Raw genomic sequence first — 18671 nt, 5'->3', positions numbered from 1 at the left:
GCTCCTCACGAGGGCGGGGCGGGTGGCACGGCCGCGACGGCGATCACGGCCGCGTGCGCGGCGACGTCGAGGCCGGCGTCAGGCCAGCCGCGCGGGCCGCCGTCGGGCGACGCGGTGTCGAGCAGCACGCGATAGTCGAGCACGGGGGCGGGCAGCTTGAACGTGATGACGTGGGTCGACGCATTCAGCATCACGAGCAGCGCCTCGGTGCGCCCGGTGCGGCCGGTGCCGACGCGCCGCATCGCCAGCGCGCGACGCTCGCCGTCCTCCCACGCGGGCACGCTCAGCGGGTCGCCGCGCTCGTCGAACCAGTCGATCTCGCGCATGCCCGGCGCACCGTCGCGGTCGCCGGACGGATAGCGCGGCGCCGACATCAGCGGGTACATGCGGCGCAATGCGGCGAGCCGCGACACGAAGCGCGTCATCTGCGCGCCTTCGTCGCTGCGCGCGAGATCCCAGTCGAGCCAGGACAGTTCGTTGTCCTGGCAATATGCGTTGTTGTTGCCGTGCTGCGTCCTGCCGAATTCGTCGCCGGCCACGATCATCGGCGTGCCGAGCGCGGTAAACAGCGTGGCGAGCATCGAGCGGGCGACCCGCGCGCGCAGGTCGCGGATCGACGCGTCGTCGGTGGCGCCTTCGACGCCCCAGTTCGCGCTGCAGTTGTCGCCGTGGCCGTCGTGGTTGTCCTCGCCGTTCGCTTCGTTGTGCTTGTCCGCATACGACACGAGATCGGCGAGCGTGAAGCCGTCGTGCGCGGTGATGAAGTTGACCGACGCCCACGTGCGGCGCCGGTGATGATTGAACAGGTCGGCCGAGCCCGCGAGCCGCGCGGCGAGTTCCGGGCGCTGCCCGGCGTCGCCGCGCCAGAAGCGCCGCACGGTGTCGCGAAAGCGGTCGTTCCATTCGGCGAAGCCGGGCGGGTGGCGGCCCAGCTGATAGCCGCCGGGGCCGAGATCCCACGGCTCGGTGATCAGCTTGCGCTGCGCGAGCAGCGGGTCCTGCCGCAGCGCGTCGAAGAAACCCGCGCCCGGCTCGAAGCCGTGATCCTCGCGGCCGAGCGTCACGCCGAGATCGAAGCGAAAGCCGTCGACGTTGAACGCGCTCGCCCAGTAGCGCAGCGAATCCATCACCATCTGCACGACGCGCGGATGCGACAGGTTCAGCGTGTTGCCGCAGCCGGTCTCGTCGACGTGGTAGCGCGGGTCGTCCGGCCGCAGCCGGTAGTAGCTCGCGTTGTCGAGGCCGCGCCACGACAGTGTCGGGCCGAGTTCGTTGCCCTCGCACGTGTGGTTGTAGACGACGTCGAGCACGACTTCGATGCCGGCCGCGTGCAGCTGCCGGATCGCGATGCGCATTTCGTCGAGCCGCCGCGTCGACAGGTAGGCCGGCTCCGGCGCGAAGAACGCGGCCGTGTCGTAGCCCCAGTAGTTGCGCAGCCCGCGGTTCACGAGCGCACGCTGCTGCAGGAACGCGTGCACCGGCAGCAGCTCGACCGTCGTCACGCCGATCGACAGCAGGTGATCGATGAACGCCGGATGCGCGAGCGACGCGAACGTGCCGCGCTCCGGCGCGCGCAATCCGGCACGGCGCATCGACGCGCCGCGCACGTGGGTCTCGTAGATCACGGTGCTGCGCCACGGCACGTCGGGGCGCCGGTCCATGCTCCAGTCGAACGCCTCGTCGACCACCACGGCCTTCGGCATCGCGGGCGCCGAGTCGCGGCGATCCATCGACAGGTCCGCGCGGTTCGAATGCACGCGATAGCCGAACAGCGCGTCGGACCAGCGAAAGTGACCGACCAGCTTGCGCGCGTACGGGTCGAGCAGCAGCTTGGTCGGATTGAAGCGATGGCCGTGCTGCGGCTGGTACGGGCCGTCCGCGCGAAAGCCGTACACGGTGCCCGGATGCGCGTTCGGCAGGTAGCCGTGCCATACCTCGTCGGTGCATTCGGGCAGGTCGAGGCGCGCGAGCTCCTTGCGGCCGGTCGGGTCGAACACGCACAGCTGGATACGCTGCGCATGCGCGGAAAACACCGCGAAGTTGGTGCCGAGGCCGTCCCAGGCTGCGCCGAGCGGATGGCAGCGGCCGGGTTCGAGACGGGCGGGCAGGGCGGTCGGCATGGGGATCGTCTCCGTGTCGAGGGCGCCGGGTGTCAGGCCGGGCTCAGCCACAGCGTCGCGAGCGGCGGCAGGCGCAAGGTGGCCGACCACGACTCGCCGTGCGCGGGGATCGCCTCCGTCGACACCGTGCCGTCGTTGCCGGCATTCGTGCCGCCGTACACGGCGGCATCGGTGTTCATCAGTTCACGCCACTGCCCGGGCGCGGGCAACCCGACGCGATAGCCGGCACGCGGCACCGGCGTGAAGTTGCAGACCGCGACGACGAGACGCCCGGTGTCGTCGCGGCGCGCGAACGCGAACACGCTGTTGTCGCGATCGTCGCCGATCAGCCACGCGAAGCCGGCCGCGTGGCAATCGAGCGCATGCAGCGCCGGTTCGGCCGCGTACGCGCGGTTCAGGTCGCGCACGAGCCGCTGCACGCCGCGATGCGCGGGCGCGTCGAGCAGGTCCCAGTGCGGCGTCGCGTCGTGCGCGAACTCGGCCCATTGCGCGAATTCGCTGCCCATGAACAGCAGCTTCTTGCCCGGATGCGCCCACATGAAGCCGAAGTACGCGCGCAGCGTCGCGAGCCGCTGCCACGCGTCGCCGGGCATCTTCGCGGCGAGCGAACCCTTGCCGTGCACGACCTCGTCGTGCGACAGCGGCAGCACGAAGCGCTCGGAGAACGCATACACGAGCCCGAACGTCATCCGGTCGTGGTGATAGCGGCGATGGATCGGATCCTCGCGCAGATACGCGAGCGTGTCGTGCATCCAGCCCATGTTCCACTTGAAGTCGAAGCCGAGCCCGCCGTCGCCGGTCGCCGCGGTGACGCCCGGCCACGCGGTCGATTCCTCCGCGAAGGTGACGATGCCCGGCGGCGCGAGCGCACCGTGCAATGTGTCGTTCAGCGTGCGCAGGAACGCGACCGCTTCGAGGTTCTCGCGCCCGCCGTGGATGTTCGGCACCCATTCGCCTTCCCGGCGCGAGTAGTCGCGGTACAGCATCGACGCGACCGCGTCGACGCGGATCCCGTCGACGTGATAGCGGCGCGCCCACGCGAGCGCCGACGCGACGAGGAACGCGCCGACCTCGTTGCGCCCGAGGTTGAACACGCAGGTGTTCCAGTCGGGGTGCATGCCCTCGCGCGGATCGGCGTGCTCGTACAGCGCGCTGCCGTCGAACTGCGCGAGGCCGTGCGGATCGTTCGGGAAATGCGCGGGCACCCAGTCGACGATCACGCCGATGCCGGCCGCGTGCGCGCGGTCGACGAAGCGCGCGAAGCCGTCGACCGGCCCGAAGCGCGCCGACGGCGCGAACTGCGCGAGCGGCTGGTAGCCCCACGAGCCGCCGAACGGGTACTCGGAAATCGGCATGAACTCGACGTGCGTGAAGCCCATGCCGCGCACGTACGGGATCAGCCGCTCGGCGAGTTCGTCCCAGGTCGAACTGCGGTCCATTTCCTCGGGCACGCGCTGCCACGATTCCGGATGCACCTCGTAGATCGACCACGGCACCCGAAAGCGACGATCCGGATGCGGCCGCGCGTGGATCCAGCCGTCGTCGTGCCACGCGAACGCGTCGAGCGCCGCCGTGTCGGCGACCACCGATGCGGTGCGCGGCGGCGCTTCGGTCGCGCGCGCGCACGGATCGGCCTTGTGCGGCAGCACGCGGCCGTCGCTCGCGCGCAGCTCGTACTTGTAGTGCTCGCCGGCGCCGATGTCCGGCACGAACAGTTCCCACACGCCCCACGGGCGCCGCAGCCGCATCGGATGACGGCGGCCGTCCCAGGTGTTGAAGTCGCCGACCACCGATACGCGCTGCGCGTTCGGCGCCCATACCGCGAAGCGCACGCCGTCGATGCCGTCGACGCGCGTGGGCGTTGCTCCGAGGCACTCGAGCACGGCGGCCGGGTCGCCGGCCGCGAACCGCGCGAGCGCCGCGTCGTCGAGCAGCGTGCCGAACGCATACGCATCGTCGGTCACCTGCCGCGTGTCGGGCCACTCGATCGCGAGCCGGTAGTGGCCGTCGCGTGCGATCGTCCCGGCGAAGCAGCCGGCTTCGTCGACGCACGCGAGCGTGCCGAGTTCGTCGCCGTCGGGCGTCACCGCGCGCACGCGCCGCGCGCCGGGCAGCAGCGCGCGCACGACGATCCGCCCGGCATCCCGGTGCGGGCCGAGGCACGCGAACGGGTCCGGATGGCGCCCGGCGAGCAGCGCATCGATATCGTGGCGGTCGAACAGCGTGTCGGTCATCGGGTGCCTCCGTCGTCGGGTTCACCGTGCGTGTCGAGCAGGCGTTCGACGAGCGCGGCGAGCCCGCCGACCGGCACGCCGAGCCAGTCGGGGCGGTTCGCGGCTTCGTAGCACAGCTCGTACGACGCCTTGTCGATCAGGAACAACGCGAGCAGGCGATCGGCATAACGCGGGTCGACGAAGCGTTCGGGCGCCTGCTCGGCGGCCGCGCGATAGCATTCGACGAAGCGGTCGGCGGCGGCCTGCCCGAAGCGGTCGAACAGCGCGCGCTTGCGGCCGGCCGCCTGCGGCGGCGCCTTCTCGATCACGAACTGCGCGGCCGCGCTCACGTACGACAGCGAGCGCAGGAAGCCGGCCACGTCGCGCAGCGGATGCGACTTCGCGCGGCGCCGCTCCAGCGGGCGCGCGGGCTCGCCCTCGAAGTCGATCAGCAGCGCATCGCCCTGCACGTCGAGCACCTGGCCGAGATGGAAATCGCCGTGGATCCGCGTGCATTGCGCGTCGAGGGTGCGCGGCACCAGTTCGCCGAGCGCCCGCACGGCCGCGTCGCGCGACGCGAGCAGCGTGTCGGCCGCGGCCCGCTCGGCGGGGGCCAGCGTATCGAGCCGCGTGCCCAGCACGTCGAGCGCGTGCTCGAACGACGCGATCGCATCGCTGCGCCAGTGATCGACGTGTGCCGGGGTCGCGCGCTCCGGCGCGAACGCCGGGTCGTCGGACGGCTGCGCGAGCGCGACGTGCAACTGGCCGAGCCGCGTGCCGACGATCCCGGCGAACGCCGCATAGCCGAGCAGCGCGTCCGGTTCCTCGCCGGACTCCGTTGCGTCGCCTTCGTCGACGGCCGGCAGCGCGAGCTCGTCGACCGCACGTCTCAGGAAGTCGAACGAACGCGTCCACGCGTCGCCCTGGTTGTCGACGTAGCGCTGCAGGATCGCGACCGTATGCGGCGTGCCGTCCGGATCGACGTGCACGACTTCGCCGGCGAGCGTCGCGGTGTTCGCATAGCCGATCCGCGTCAGGTGGCGGCTCATCTCCGCTTCCGGATGGATACCGTGCGCGACCTTGCGCACCAGCTTCAGCACGATCGCGTCGCCGATCACGAGCGAGCTGTTGCTCTGCTCGGCCGCGAGCCAGCGCACTTCGGCGTCGTCGCCGGGATCGAGCGCGGCGAGCGCCTGCTCGGGCAGGAAGTCGAGGCGGCCGCCGTCGGAAGTCGGCACCGTCGCGCCGTCGCGCAGCTTGCGCAGCATCCCGCGCGCGAACGACGGCAGCGCGAACGCGTCGGTCAGGTAACCGACGGTATGGCCGCGCCGCACGCGCGCGAGCGCGAGCTGCGCGAACAGCGGCTGCGACGTCTCGCCGCCCCACGCGGCGGCCAGCGGCACGACGTAGCGTTCGACCCCGCCGTCGCTCGCGGATACCCATGCTTCCGCGTACTGGAACGGCTCGTCCGGCATCGGCGTGACGACGTTCAGCCACGCGTCGCCGATCTTGCGGTCCTTCGACGCGAACCAGCGCCGCCGTGCGAGCCACGACGCGAGCGCATCGTGCGCGAGCGCATGCAGCTGGCCGACGTCCGGCCGCGCGTCGCCGCGCCGCATCACGATCGTCACGTACTCGGGCAGCGGCTGCGCATGCGGCTGCCGCCACGACGGCTCGCGGCCATGCTCGGACAGCACGAACCACAGGAACCCGTACGGCGGAAAGGTGAGGAGATACGGGAGCTGGCCGACCGGCGGAAACGGCGAATCCGACGTCATTTCGATCGGCACGCGGCCCGCGAATTCGGACAGGTCGAGTTCGACGGCCTGCGACGCGCGCGACAGGTTCGCGACGCACAGCACCGTCTCGTGGCCTTCGAGTTCGCGCAGGTAGGCGAGCACCTTGCGGTTCTCCGGGCGCAGGAAGCGGATCGTGCCGCGCCCGAACGATTGCGTCGCGCGGCGCGTCGACAGGATGCGGCGCGTCCAGTTCAGCAGCGAATGCGGGTCGCGCGTCTGGGCCTCCACGTTGATCGCGTCGTAGCCGTACAGCGAGCCCATCACGGGCGGCAGCACCAGCAGTTCCGGGTCCGCGCGCGAGAAGCCGCCGTTGCGGTCCGACGACCATTGCATCGGCGTGCGCACGCCGTCGCGGTCGCCCAGGTGGATGTTGTCGCCCATCCCGAGCTCGTCGCCGTAGTAGATCACCGGCGTGCCGGGCATCGACAGCAGCAGCGAGTTGATCAGCTCGATGCGGCGCCGGTCGCGCTCCATCAGCGGCGCGAGGCGGCGACGGATGCCGAGATTGATCCGCGCGCGCCGGTCGCTCGCATAGGTCTGCCACAGCAGGTCGCGCTCCGAATCGGTGACCATCTCGAGCGTCAGCTCGTCGTGATTGCGCAGGAACACGGCCCACTGGTTGCTCGGCGCGAGCGCCGGCGTCTGCCGCATGATGTCGACGATCGGGAAGCGGTCCTCGCTCGCGATCGACATGTAGATGCGCGGCATCAGCGGAAAGTGGAACGCCATGTGGCATTCGTCCTCGTTGCCGAAGTATTCCTGCACGTCTTCCGGCCACTGGTTCGCCTCCGCGAGCAGCATCCGGTTCGGGTACTCGGCGTCGATCGTCGCGCGGATCCGCTTCAGGATCGCATGCGTCTCGGGCAGGTTCTCGTTGTTGGTGCCTTCGCGCTCGACCAGGTACGGCACCGCGTCGAGCCGCAGCCCGTCGATGCCGAGATCGAGCCAGAAGCGCATCACCTGGATCACCTCGCGCACCACGGCCGGGTTGTCGAAGTTCAGGTCCGGCTGGTGCGAGTAGAAGCGGTGCCAGTAGTACTGGCCGGCGATCGGGTCGTGGGTCCAGTTCGACGTTTCGGTATCGAGGAAGATGATCCGCGTGCCCGCGTATTTCGTGTCGGTGTCGGACCACACGTAGTAGTCGCGATGCATCGAGCCGGGTTTCGCGCGCCGCGCGCGCTGGAACCACGGGTGCTGGTCCGACGTGTGGTTGATCACCAGCTCGGCGATCACGCGGATGCCGCGTGCGTGCGCTTCGCGAATGAAGCGCCGCACGTCGGCGAGCGTGCCGTAGTCGGGATGCACGTCGCGGTAGTCGGCGATGTCGTAGCCGTCGTCGCGGCGCGGCGACGGGTAGAACGGCAGCAGCCAGATGGTGTCGACGCCGAGCTCGGCGATGTAGTCGAGCTTCGCGATCAGGCCGGGGAAGTCGCCGATCCCGTCGTTGTTCGAGTCGTAGAACGACTTCACGTGCACCTGGTAGATGATCGCGTCCTTGTACCACAGCGGATCGTCCGCGCAGAGCGCGGGCGCGCGGCGCCGCGCACGGCGCCGGCGCGGCGTGCCGGCCGGGGCGAGCGACGGGAACTGCGCGCGCCGCACGTCGTCGAGGGAGTCTTCGCGTTTCATCATGCGTGTGCTCCGGAAGGGCCCCGGGCACCGCCCGGGTCGGGCGCCGCCGCTCGCGCGGCGCCGGGAGACGGCGCGAGCCGCCAGATCGCATAGGGCCGCACGTGCGGGTCGAGCGACACGTACTGGCGATGCCCGCGCCAGGTTTCGGCGCGCGCGGCGTCCTGTTCGAGCGCGTCGAGCGGTTCGCCGTCGACGAGCCCGAGGCCGCGCCACAGCGACGCATCGAGCATGAAGTTCGTGGCCTGCGGATGCCACGGGTCGAGGCTGATCGCGACCGCGACGACGCTGTCGTGCGCGGGCGTCGCCTTCACGAACACGAGCACCTGGTCGTTGTCCGCGTCGGCAAACGTGAGGCCGAGGTGGGTCTGCAGCGCCGGATGCTCGCGCCGCGCGCGGTTCAGCCGCGCGACTTCGCCGCCGATGTGCGCGGCCTTGGCCCAGTCGCGCGCGCGCAGCTCGTATTTCTCCGCGTCCGCGTATTCCTCGCTGTCGGGCAGCGGTGCCGATTCGCCGATCTCGAAGCCCGAGTACAGGCCCCACGAGCCGGCGAGCGTCGCGGCGAGCGCCGCGCGGATCACGAACTGCGAGCGCGGCGCGTTCTGCAGGTGGCGCGGATTGATGTCGGGCGTGTTCACGAAGAAGTTCGGCCGGAAGAACTCGCGCGCGGGGCCGGCGCTCAGCTCGGTCAGGTAGTCAATGAATTCGTGCTTCGTCTCGCGCCACGTGAAGTACGTATACGACTGCGAGAAGCCGATCTTCGCGAGCCGGTACATCATTCCGGGGCGCGTGAACGCCTCCGACAGGAACACGACGTCCGGATGCCTGCCGCGCACGTCCGCGATCATCCACGCCCAGAACGGCAGCGGCTTCGTGTGCGGGTTGTCGACGCGGAAGATCCGCACGCCGGCTTCGACCCAGAACAGCACCACATCGCGCAGCGCGAGCCACAGGTCGGGCAGCGCGTCGGGCGCATAGAAGTCGGGATTCACGATGTCCTGGTAGCGCTTCGGCGGATTTTCCGCATAGCGCAGCGAGCCGTCGGGCCGCCACGCGAACCAGCCCGGATGGGCGGCGAGCCACGGATGGTCGGGCGAGCACTGGATCGCGAAATCCAGCGCGATTTCGAGCCCCTGCGCGCGCGCCGCATCGATCAGCGCGCGGAACGACGCGAGCGTGCCGAGCTGCGGATGCACGGCCGTGTGGCCGCCGTCCGGCGAGCCGATCGCGTACGGGCTGCCGACGTCGTCGGGGCCGGCCTTCAGCGTGTTGTTGCGGCCCTTGCGCGCGGTCGTGCCGATCGGGTGGATCGGCGGGAAATACAGCACGTCGAAGCCCATGTCGCGAATGCGCGGCAGTTGCGCGATCACGTCGTCAAAGGTGCCGTGCCGGTGCGGGTCGTTGCTCGCCGAGCGCGGGAACAGCTCGTACCAGCTGGAAAAGCGTGCGGCGCGACGCTCGACCTCGACCGGGTAGACGGTCTCGTCGTGCGTGACGAACGGCCGGTAGCGCAGCGCCGCGTAGGCGTCGGCGAGCGCGGGTTCGCCGAGCAGTGCGAGACGGCGTTCGTGCGACGCGTCGTCGAAGTCGGCCGCCAGCCGTTCCATCTGCCGGACCGCGTGCGGACCGTCCGGCGCGGCGCGCTTCAGCGCGGTCGCGAGCAGCAACTGCGCCTCGCGCACCTCCAGCGTCACGTCCTGGCCGGCCGCGCGCTTCTTCGCGATGTCGGTGACGAGCGAGGCCCAGTCGTCGCGCCACGCGATCACGCGGAACGCGTGGCGGCCGAGCCGGTCGAGCGCGATGCGCGCGTGCCAGCGGTCGTTCGGTTCCGCGACGAACGGCACTTCGCGCCAGTCGTCTTCGTCGTCCGCGCGCCACTGCAGCGCGGCCGCGAGATGCGCATGGCCGTCGGTGAAGATCGATGCGTGCACAACCAGCGTTTCGCCGATCACGCGCTTGATCGCGAAGCGGCCGCCGTCGACCGCCGGCTCGACGCGTTCGATCGCGATCCGGTCGGCCGCGAGCGTGGCGGACAACGCGGCGCGCTCGTCCGCGGCGCCGGCGCGCGTGGTTGCGGGCGGCGCGCGCCGCGCGTCGAGCAGCGCGTAGCCGCCGGGTTCGAGCGTGAAGGCGGCCAGCGCGACCGGTGCATGCGTGTGCGTGCCCGCCGGCGTCGCGACCTGCGTGAAGCCGCCCGGCACACCGGGCAGGATCGTCGCGGGATCGACCGGCGCGTCGGCATCGAGAGCGGGATTCAGCGCGATCAGCAGTGCCGTGTCGTCGTGCTCGAGCGACGGGCCCATGCCGCGCAGCAGCGCGGTCGCGGCCGCGCCGGGCGCGCTCAGTTGCGCGATTTCGCCGCGCCCGGCCGCAAGCGGCGTCGCGCGGCGCCACGCATTCGCGTCGGCGATCGCGCCGGACAGGTCGAAGCGCGCGACGTCGAACGCGGCGCGATAGCGCGCGGCGTCCGCATCGCGCACCATCAGCGGCAGCGCGACGCCGCGCTCGAAGCCCATCGGCACGAGCCAGCCGGTGCCGAGCGCGGCCGCGGTCCACAGCGCGCGGTGGTACGCGCGGGCGAGCGTCTCGTCCGGCGCGTCGTGCCAGTCGTCGGCAAGACGCGGGCCGTCGAAGGCGTCGGGAAACGCGATCGGCGAGCCGATGCGGCGCAGCAGCCGGTGTTCGTCCGCAAACCACGGCGAGCGCAGATCCCACCAGCGTACCGACGAGAACACCGCGTCGAAGCCGGCTCCCTCGAGTTGCGCGAGCGCGTCGCGCGCATGGCCGGGCACGCCGGCCAGCACCGCGACGTCCGGGCGCGCGCGCCGCAGCGCCGCGCGCCAGCCGGGCCACCACGCGGCCGGCAGGTGATGCGGCGCGTCGATCAGGAAGCCGGCCGCGCCGGCGTCCGCGAACGCGGCGAGATGCGCGCACCACCACGCGGCGAGCGCATCGTGCGTCGCGTCGTCGCCGACCCGCGCATGGGCGACGTCGAGTTCATGCGCGCCGCAGCGCGGATCGATCAGCGCGTCGTCGTGCGCGCGCTCGGCGTACCAGTCCGGATGCTCGGCGCGCAGCGGATTGTCGCGCGCGATGCGGTCGGGCACGACTTCGAGCAGCACGCGCAGCCCGTGGCCGTGCGCGAGCTGGGCGAGCCGCGAGAAGGTTTCGAGTGCGCCGGCGCGCGTCGCGAACGTCGCGGCCGGCCGGTGGAAGTCGGCGACGTGGCGCGGAAAACCCGCGACGCTGGCGGCCCAGAAGCCGCCGATCAGCACGTGATCGAAGCCCATGCCGGCGATGTGCGCGAACGTGTCGGGCCACGCGTCGAGCGGGCCGACGAGGCGCGCGTCGCAGAAGTAGAGGTGGGGAGCGAAGGGCGGGGTGGCGTTCATGGGATGGCGGGTCCGGGCGGCGGCGAACGGTAACGGCCGTGCGCCGCAACCCGCGTGCCTGCAGCGCGGCGCCCGGCGCGGCAACGCGCGGGCGGGATGCCGGGGCGGAACCCTGTCCTTTTTACATGAACGCGGGAGGGTCATGCCATCGCACGCATGGCCCATGCCCGGGCCTCCGGCGTCGTCACATGCGCGGAATCGAGCGAATGTCCGAACTGTCGCCGGCGGCCGGATCGTCGTCCGTTTCGGGCAGCGGCGCACCGGGGTCGTAGCGCACCGGCGCGCCGCGCTCGATCCGGTGCGGAAACGGCGGAGGGGTATCGACGTCGTCGCCGAAGCGCGCGCGCACGAACGCGCGCAGCAACGCGGTGCGCGCGTCGGGCGCGCGTGCCGCGCAGGTCGACGGGCCGTCGATGAAGCACGCGTCGCATTCGACGCCGTCGCCGCGCCGCGCGATCCGCAGATCGCCGACGCGATCGAGCACCGCCCCCGCGTCGGCCCACGACGCCGACGGCGCGAAATGCGCGTCGAGGCGCCGCAACGCATCGCACGCGGCGGTCACGATCACCTGCGGCTCGATGGCCGTGAAGTACAGCGTGTTTTCGTCGTCCGCGCACAGTGCGCGCGCGCACCAGTAGTCGAGGGCCCTTCCGTCGAGTTCGTCGGTTCGCATGGGCTTGCTCCGTCAGGTTTCGTCGGCGCGGTGCGCGTCGCGCGCGGGCGGCGTGCCGGGCGCGGACCGCGCACGCATGCGCGCGACGAGCGGGTAATGATCCGACGCGCGCCGGGCCAGCATGCTGCGATGCACGGTCACGTCGACCAGCAACTCGCCCGGATGGATCCAGATCCGGTCGAGCGAGAACATCGGGTACAGCGTCGGGAACGTGCGCGGCGCCGGCGCGCGGCGGAATCGCGTGACCAGCGCCTGCAGCGCGCGGCCGCGCACGAACCATTCGTTGATGTCGCCCATCAGGATCACCGGCATCGCACCGGTGTCGAAAGCGGCGAGCAGCCGCTGCACCTGCGCGCTGCGTTCGTTCGCCGACAGCCCGAGATGGGTCGCGACCACGCGCAGCGTGCCGGCGCCGCAGTCGATGTCCGCATCGAGCGCGCCGCGCGGCTCGCGCGGGTGGAACGACAGGTCGAGCGTGCGCGCGGCGCGGATCGGGCAGCGCGACAGCACCGCGTTGCCGTAGCGGCGCTCCGGCGTGTCGATGGTCGGGCCGGCCACCGCGTGCATGCCGGTCGCGTCGCGCAGGTGCGCGAGCACGTCGGGCGCGCGCGTGCCGCCGAGCGGCACTTCCTGCAGCGCGATCACGTCCGCGTCGAGCTCGTGGATCACCGCCGCGATTCGATCGGCCGCGCGCGCGGGCCACGCACCGTAGCCGCCGCGGATGTTGTACGTCGCGATGCGCAGGTCGCGTCCGCCCGGCGCGGCGGCGGGCGCGCCGTCCGACGTGACGATGTCCGGCGGCGGGGCCGGCTGCCGGCTCAGCGCCATCGTCGCAGCACCCTGACGAGCAGCACCGACACGCCGACCAGCGCGACGCCGATCGCCGCGAGCCACGCGAATGCGCCAGGGCCCGGATGGCGGAACGCGGCGGTCAGCTGGTGCGCGAACGTGACCGTCAGCAAGATGCCCGGCAGCATCCCGATCGCGGTGCCGACCAGGAAGTCGCGCAGGCCGATGTGCGAGGCGCCGGCGACCAGGTTCACGATCGTAAACGGCGCGATCGGCAACAGCCGCAGCACGGCCATCGCGACCACGCCGCGCCGGCCGATGTGTTCGCTGAGCCGGTTCGCCCGCGCGCCCGCGAATCGGCGCACCGCGTCGCGCCCGAGCCAGCGGCCGATCCCGTAGGTCGCGGCGGCAGCCGTCAGCGAGCCGACGGCCGCGTAAGCGAAGCCCGGCCACGCGCCGAACACGAGCCCCGTCGCGGCGATCAGCAGCGTGATCGGCACCGACAGCGTCGCCGCGACCACGTAGCCGGCCAGCAGCAGGGCGGGCGCGCCCGGCAGTGCCGCGGCGCGGGCCGCCGCCTGCGCGAGCGCCGCGACGTTCAGCGCCTTGCCGAGCGGCGAGAAGCGCCACGCGAACGCGAGCGCCGCGACCAGCAGCACGGCCGCGCCGAGCGCGAGGAAGCGCGCGGTCAGCGGGCGATGCTGCTCGCGCGGCAGGAACTCGCGGACGAACCGGTCCGGCTCGATCGGCTGCTCGGGGTCGAGCCGCGCGCTGACCGGCACCAACGCGTCGAGCTGCGGCGTCACGACCGGGTCGAGCACGCGCAGCGTGCGGCCCGGTTTCGCGCGCAGCCGGTCGAGCGCGGCGTTCGGCCGGTCGGCTTGCGCGAACGCAGCGGCGACCGTGGCCGGCGGCGTGCCGAGATGTTCGGCCAGCAGGCGCTCGCGCAGGCCGGCGATCGCGGCGCGGATGCGCGGCTCGCCCGCCGCGACGAGCGCGATGCAGCATTCGGTGTCGAGCACCATCGACCGGTTGTTCAGGTTCGCGCTGCCGATCACGATGCATTCGTCGTCGACGATCTGGATCTTGCTGTGCACGTTCACGCATGTGTCGCCGAGGCCGTCGACGTGCGGGTACAGCAGCCGGTAGCGGCCGAAGCGGTCGGCGGACTTGAGCGTGTCGTGCAGCCGCGCGCGCAGCACGCCCATCGTCGCTTCCTGCAGCCAGCCGCTCTGCACGCGCGGTGCCACGACCGTCACGTCCGGCCCGTGCGGGTCGGCCAGTCGCGCGGACAACGTTTCGCGCACCACGGCCGCGGTGAAATACTGGTTCTCGATGTACAGGTGGCGCCGCGCGGCGCGAATCGTGTCCTCGACGAGCGCGCGCACCTGTCGCACCGGCTCGCGGTCGCGGTGGCGCGGCGCCGTGTACGCGATGCCGAGCCGCACGTGGTTCACGTCGACGCGCGCGCCGGGCGGCCACGGATCGACGTCTTCGTCGCGCTCGAGATGGCGCTGCGCGCGGATCGCGATCGGACGCCCGCATGCGTTGCGCCAGCGCGTGCGCGCCTGCTCGCCGATCGCGGCGGCCGCGTCGCCGTCGAACATCGCCTGCACGTCGTGAAACGGGCCGTACGGCATGCCGCGGGCGTCACGGCGGCGCGGATCGTCGGCCGCGTGCGCAGGCGTATCCCAGCGCTCGCGCGTCAGGTCGAGCCCGCCGACGAACGCGAGCCGGTCGTCGATCACGACGAGTTTCTGGTGATGCGACGCGCCGCGCGGATGGGTGTCGTCGAGCCGGAACCGGATGCCGCGATGCGCGCGCCACGCGGCGCGATAGACGGGCGGCCAGTCGCGCTCCAGCGCGTAGATCATCGCGAAGTCCCACGCGAGCACGTAGATGCGCAGGTTGTGGCGCGCGGCCGCGAGCGCGTGCAGGAACGCGCCGAGCGTGTCGGGCAGCCCGTCGCCGGCGGCGTCGGCCGGCGCGAGGCGCATCCGGCTGTCGACGTCCCAGCCGACGATGAACACCGTATGGCGCGCCCGCCGCAGCGCGGCGCGCAGCGTCGCGAAATACGCGGCGCCGTCCACCAGCATCGCGAAGCGGTCCGCGCTGCGGATCGTGTCGCAGTTGCGTCCGCATTCGAGCAGGCCGTGTCGCACCGGTTCGGCCGTGCGCGAGGGGGCGGCCGCCGCCTCGTCGGGGCCCGCCGTCGCGACGGCGGCGCGCGGCTTGCGGTCCGGCGCGATCATCGGGTGTCGACGTCCCGGCCGCCGTCGATGCGTTGCAGCAGCGCGTCGCAACGTGCGCGCAGCGCCTGCAGTTCCGGCGAACCGGCGTCGAGCCGGACGCGTTCGCCGTGCTCGGGTTCGCCGTACGCGGCCGCGACGTCGTAGATGCGTTGCGCGATCGTCGCGGACGCGTTCGCGATCCGGATCCGGTCGAGCCAGCCGCATTCGGCGTGATGGCACGCGAGCCACGCGCGCAGCGCGCCGACCACCTGGCTGGTGGTGAGCCAGGTGCCGCCGCGCATGCGCGCGGCCAGCTGGCTCGACACGAGATAGGAAAGCAGGTCGGTCTGGGTCACGCGAAACTCCTTGACGAGGTGTCGGGACTGCAGGTCCGCACGCCGGCGATGCCTTGCAGGGATTCGCAGATCGCCGCAAATTCCGCGCCGCTCGTGCGCGAGAACGATATCGAGATGTCGTCGGTCTCCGGATCGTCGTCGGACTGCTGGACGATGAACCGCTTCACGCGCACGCGGCCCGCGCCGAGCGCGTCGTGCAGGACGTCGAGCGTCAGGCCGCCGCGCTCGACGACGAGCCGCAGCGTGCGCTGCTGCCGCTGCGCGATGAAGCGGCGCTCGAGCGGCTTCACGCCCGCCAGGATCGCAAGCACGATCGCCGTCGCGCCGATCGACGCGACGTACATGCCGCCGCCCGCGGCCAGGCCGACGCCGGCCACCGCCCACAGGCTCGCGGCCGTCGTCAGCCCGCGCACGACTTCGCCGCGCAGCAGGATCGACCCGGCGCCGAGAAAGCCAATGCCCGAGACCACCTGGGCGGCGACCCGCGACGGATCGAGCACGACGCCGTATTGCCCGCGCACGTCCTCGAAGCCGAAGGTGGAGACGAGCATCACGAGGGCCGAGCCGACGCACACCAGCATGTGCGTACGCAACCCGGCGGCCCAGTTCAGCCGTTCGCGTTCGAGCCCGATCACGCTGCCGAGCAGCGCGGCGAGCAGCAGGCGTCCGACGAGTTCGATATGGCCGATCATCGCGGCCTCCTTTGTTGTCTGGCGGACCGGAGCGGTTCGATACCGGGCACGAACGCAAGACACGTGCCGGGGCGGCCGATAGCGGGCACGGCGCGTGCGCGCGGGGCCGACGGCGCACGCGGCGGTCATGCGGCGCGCATTTTTTGCATCGCCATCGCAGATAAGTACAGGAGGCCAGGATGCAGCATCAACAGGACGCACAGGTTCGCGACCCGTATCGCGGCCACGAGATTCGCGTATGGGCGCGGCGCAACGCACGCGGCGCGTGGGACGACGAGGTGCAGGTCTATGTCGACGGTGCCCGCATCGAGCTGATCGTGCCGGAGCCGGCCGGCTCCGAATGGTCGACGCAGGACGAGGCGCTGCGCGCGGGCGTCGAGCGCGGGCGTTATCTGATCGACAAGCGGGTCGATGACGATTGATTCGGGGCGAATCGAATCGACCGACCCGATTCGATCAACAGGGCGCGTGTGCGCGGCTCGGCGCTTTCGTGACTGCATGCCGACGCCGCGCGCGCCGGGATCCGCTAACGCGAACGGTCTATGGCCGTGCCGCGATCTCGTCGAGATGCCACAGCAGATCCGCCGGATCGTCGTACACGCGCAGCGCCCCCGCGCGTTCCAGCTCGTCGCTGCCGTAACCGCCCGACAGCAGCCCGACGCCCAGCGCGCGGCAGCGGCTTGCGGCGAGCATGTCCCAGATGCTGTCGCCGACCACCACCGTGTGCTCGATCGGCACGTTCAGCTTCGCCGCGGCCGTCAGGAACAGGTCGGGATCCGGCTTCGCATACTTGACCTGATCGCGCGTGACGACCACATTCTTCGCCGGATCGACGCCGAGCGCCTCGAGGTTGATGGCGGCCGTTTCCATCCGCCCGCTGGTCGCGATCGCCCAGCGGATGCCCGCGTTCGACAGCGCGGCCAGCAGCTCGCGCGCGCCCGGCAGCGGCCGGACCTGCGTGCGCAGCCGCTGGTACGCGGCCGCGTGCAGCCGCGCGAGCCGCTCGACGCGCTCGGCGTCGAGGTCGCCGGCCGTTTCGCGCAGCAGCTGGTTCAGGAACAGGCCGCCGCTCATCCCGATCTTGCGGTGGATGCGCCATACCGACAGCTCGATGCCTTCGGCATCGAGCGCTTCCTTCCACGCGAGCACGTGCTGATAGACGCTGTCGACGAGCGTGCCGTCGAGATCGAACAGAAACGACGTTTCAATGCGCATGTGAATCTCCCGGCCCGATGACGTTCGGGCAAATCGTCCGTGAAATGTCCTTCGACGCATTATCGGCGCGCGGCCGTGTCATCGCCATGTCCCGGCGGCGCGGCCCGCCGCGGCATGTCATGTGCCGCTGGTACAATCGCGCCGATGCGCCGGGCCGGCTGCCCGCGCCGCACGCGCCCCCAACCTTCGTCGAATTCCCGTATGGCAACCCCGGACGCCGTCAGTTCCGAACAGTCGTGGTGGGGCGTCCTGGCCCTGGCCCTTGCTGCCTTCATCTTCAATACCACCGAGTTCGTGCCCGTCGCGCTGCTGAGCGCGATCGGCGACAGCCTCAGGATGCCGCCGACCGACGTCGGCCTGATGCTGACGATCTACGCGTGGGCCGTCGCCGTCGTGTCGCTGCCGCTCACGTTCGTCACGCGCCACGTCGAGCGTCGCAAGCTGCTGAGCTGCGCGATGCTGGTGTTCGTCGGCAGCCATGTCGTGACCGGCGTCGCGTGGAATTTCACGGTGCTGATGATCGGCCGGCTCGGCATCGCGTGCGCGCACGCGGTGTTCTGGTCGATCTCCGTTCCGCTGGCCGTGCGGCTCGCGCCGAGCGACCGGAAAAGCCGCGCGCTGAGCCTGCTCGCGATGGGCACGGCGATCGCGATGGTCGCCGGCATTCCGCTCGGACGCGTGATCGGCGAGGCGCTCGGCTGGCGCGTGACGTTCCTCGTGATCGGCGGCGCGGCGGCCGTCGCGCTGCTGATGCTGCGCATGACGCTGCCGGTGCTGCCGAGCCAGGGCGCCGGATCGCTGTCCAGCATCGGCGCGTTTCTCAGGAAGCCGGCGCTCGTGGCGCTGTATGCGATCACCGTGCTGGTCGTATCCGCGCACTTCACGTCGTACACGTACATCGAGCCGTTCGTGCAGAGCGTCAATCATGCGAGCAGCAGCCGGATTACCTACGTGCTGATCCTGTTCGGCGTGGCCGGCATGCCGGCCGCGCTCTGCTTCAATCGCGTGTTTCCGGAACGGCCGGCCGATTTCCTGCTCGCGTCGATCATCGCGCTGTCGGCCTGTCTGCTGATCCTGTTCCCGAGCGCGCTGAACATCGTCACGCTGTCGGTTCACACGCTGGTGTGGGGCGGGGCGATCGTCTGCTTCGGGCTCGCGATGCAGGCGTGGGTGCTGAAGCTGGCGCCGGAGGCGACCGATCTCGCGGTGTCGATCTTTTCCGGGCTGTACAACGTCGGGATTGGTGCCGGCGCGTTGCTCGGCAACCATATCGCCGGGGATTTCGGCCTGCCGTGGATCGGCACGTTCGGCGGCGTGGTCGGGATCTTCTCGGCCGGGATTGCGTGGGCCGCGTTGCGGCTGCATGAGCGGCGGGCGTTGGCGTAGCTGCCGCTGGGCCGGCGGGGGCGGCGATCGTGCCGCCGGCGCGTTGCACTGATCGCTGCAGGCGCGTCAATGCACAGGATGTTTACCGGCATGCGATGCGGCCGGTCACGACGCCGCGCCCGCTGGACGCCTTCAGCCTCAAACTCAATCGTTGTCCGACTTCAGGCACGCGTGCT

The 18671-nt window shown here is 71.4% G+C and carries 12 protein-coding genes; 2 read left to right on the top strand and 10 right to left on the bottom strand.

Annotated elements, in window-relative coordinates; genetic code table 11:
* Positions 1-5: 5 nt before the first annotated feature.
* The 9 genes from glgX to U4012_RS07575 form a co-directional block, all read right to left on the bottom strand.
* The gene (glgX, locus tag U4012_RS07615) at positions 6-2120 is read right to left on the bottom strand and encodes a glycogen debranching protein GlgX (RefSeq protein WP_321797407.1); all 2115 of its coding nucleotides are present in this window, start codon (positions 2118-2120) and stop codon (positions 6-8) included.
* A gap of 32 nt (positions 2121-2152) precedes the next feature.
* The gene (gene glgB, locus U4012_RS07610; protein WP_321797405.1) at positions 2153-4354 is read right to left on the bottom strand and encodes a 1,4-alpha-glucan branching protein GlgB; all 2202 of its coding nucleotides are present in this window, start codon (positions 4352-4354) and stop codon (positions 2153-2155) included.
* Positions 4351-7761, bottom strand: coding sequence for a maltose alpha-D-glucosyltransferase (gene treS / locus U4012_RS07605; protein WP_124521782.1), 3411 nt, complete (start codon positions 7759-7761; stop codon positions 4351-4353). Before treS ends, glgB begins: the two co-directional genes overlap by 4 nt.
* Positions 7761-11153, bottom strand: coding sequence for a maltotransferase domain-containing protein (locus U4012_RS07600; RefSeq protein WP_321797403.1), 3393 nt, complete (start codon positions 11151-11153; stop codon positions 7761-7763). The genes treS and U4012_RS07600 overlap by 1 nt, the downstream gene beginning before the upstream one ends.
* Before the next feature lie 184 nt (positions 11154-11337).
* Positions 11338-11826 carry a phage protein NinX family protein gene (locus U4012_RS07595; protein WP_321797401.1) on the bottom strand — a complete coding sequence of 163 codons (489 nt, stop codon included), beginning with the start codon at positions 11824-11826 and terminating at the stop codon, positions 11338-11340.
* Between the two features lie 12 nt (positions 11827-11838).
* Positions 11839-12654 (bottom strand): endonuclease/exonuclease/phosphatase family protein, encoded by an 816-nt coding sequence (locus U4012_RS07590; RefSeq protein ID WP_321797399.1) that lies wholly within the window; start codon positions 12652-12654, stop codon positions 11839-11841.
* Complete coding sequence (locus U4012_RS07585; protein WP_321797397.1) at positions 12645-14867, bottom strand: VTT domain-containing protein; 2223 nt, start codon at positions 14865-14867, stop codon at positions 12645-12647. Before U4012_RS07585 ends, U4012_RS07590 begins: the two co-directional genes overlap by 10 nt.
* Positions 14864-15202 (bottom strand): hypothetical protein, encoded by a 339-nt coding sequence (locus U4012_RS07580; RefSeq protein ID WP_321797395.1) that lies wholly within the window; start codon positions 15200-15202, stop codon positions 14864-14866. The genes U4012_RS07585 and U4012_RS07580 overlap by 4 nt, the downstream gene beginning before the upstream one ends.
* Positions 15199-15894, bottom strand: a complete 696-nt coding sequence (locus U4012_RS07575; RefSeq protein ID WP_321797393.1) for an MgtC/SapB family protein — start codon at positions 15892-15894, stop codon at positions 15199-15201. The genes U4012_RS07580 and U4012_RS07575 overlap by 4 nt, the downstream gene beginning before the upstream one ends.
* A gap of 179 nt (positions 15895-16073) precedes the next feature.
* Between U4012_RS07575 and U4012_RS07570 the strand changes: the two genes are divergently transcribed.
* Positions 16074-16316 carry a DUF6566 family protein gene (locus U4012_RS07570; protein WP_321797390.1) on the top strand — a complete coding sequence of 81 codons (243 nt, stop codon included), beginning with the start codon at positions 16074-16076 and terminating at the stop codon, positions 16314-16316.
* A gap of 118 nt (positions 16317-16434) precedes the next feature.
* Here U4012_RS07570 and U4012_RS07565 read toward each other — a convergent pair whose 3' ends face one another.
* The gene (locus tag U4012_RS07565; protein ID WP_321797388.1) at positions 16435-17109 is read right to left on the bottom strand and encodes an HAD family hydrolase; all 675 of its coding nucleotides are present in this window, start codon (positions 17107-17109) and stop codon (positions 16435-16437) included.
* Between the two features lie 201 nt (positions 17110-17310).
* Here U4012_RS07565 and U4012_RS07560 point away from each other — a divergent pair, with 201 nt between their 5' ends.
* Positions 17311-18495: a sugar transporter gene (locus U4012_RS07560; protein ID WP_321797386.1), complete on the top strand. Its 1185-nt coding sequence runs from the start codon at positions 17311-17313 to the stop codon at positions 18493-18495.
* The last annotated feature ends 176 nt before the right edge of the window (positions 18496-18671 follow it).

This window comes from Burkholderia sp. BCC1988 (genome assembly GCF_905339895.1).
Classification (GTDB): Bacteria; Pseudomonadota; Gammaproteobacteria; order Burkholderiales; family Burkholderiaceae; genus Burkholderia.
This window is presented reverse-complemented; position numbering and strand designations above follow the sequence as displayed.

Coding starts and splice junctions, on each gene's coding strand:
- glgB (WP_321797405.1), bottom strand. CDS start 4,354: ATGACCGACACGCTGTTCGACCGCCACGATATCGATGCGCTGCTCGCC.
- U4012_RS07600 (WP_321797403.1), bottom strand. CDS start 11,153: ATGAACGCCACCCCGCCCTTCGCTCCCCACCTCTACTTCTGCGACGCG.
- U4012_RS07570 (WP_321797390.1), top strand. CDS start 16,074: ATGCAGCATCAACAGGACGCACAGGTTCGCGACCCGTATCGCGGCCAC.
- U4012_RS07575 (WP_321797393.1), bottom strand. CDS start 15,894: ATGATCGGCCATATCGAACTCGTCGGACGCCTGCTGCTCGCCGCGCTG.
- U4012_RS07595 (WP_321797401.1), bottom strand. CDS start 11,826: ATGCGAACCGACGAACTCGACGGAAGGGCCCTCGACTACTGGTGCGCG.
- U4012_RS07560 (WP_321797386.1), top strand. CDS start 17,311: ATGGCAACCCCGGACGCCGTCAGTTCCGAACAGTCGTGGTGGGGCGTC.
- glgX (WP_321797407.1), bottom strand. CDS start 2,120: ATGCCGACCGCCCTGCCCGCCCGTCTCGAACCCGGCCGCTGCCATCCG.
- treS (WP_124521782.1), bottom strand. CDS start 7,761: ATGAAACGCGAAGACTCCCTCGACGACGTGCGGCGCGCGCAGTTCCCG.
- U4012_RS07585 (WP_321797397.1), bottom strand. CDS start 14,867: ATGATCGCGCCGGACCGCAAGCCGCGCGCCGCCGTCGCGACGGCGGGC.
- U4012_RS07590 (WP_321797399.1), bottom strand. CDS start 12,654: ATGGCGCTGAGCCGGCAGCCGGCCCCGCCGCCGGACATCGTCACGTCG.
- U4012_RS07565 (WP_321797388.1), bottom strand. CDS start 17,109: ATGCGCATTGAAACGTCGTTTCTGTTCGATCTCGACGGCACGCTCGTC.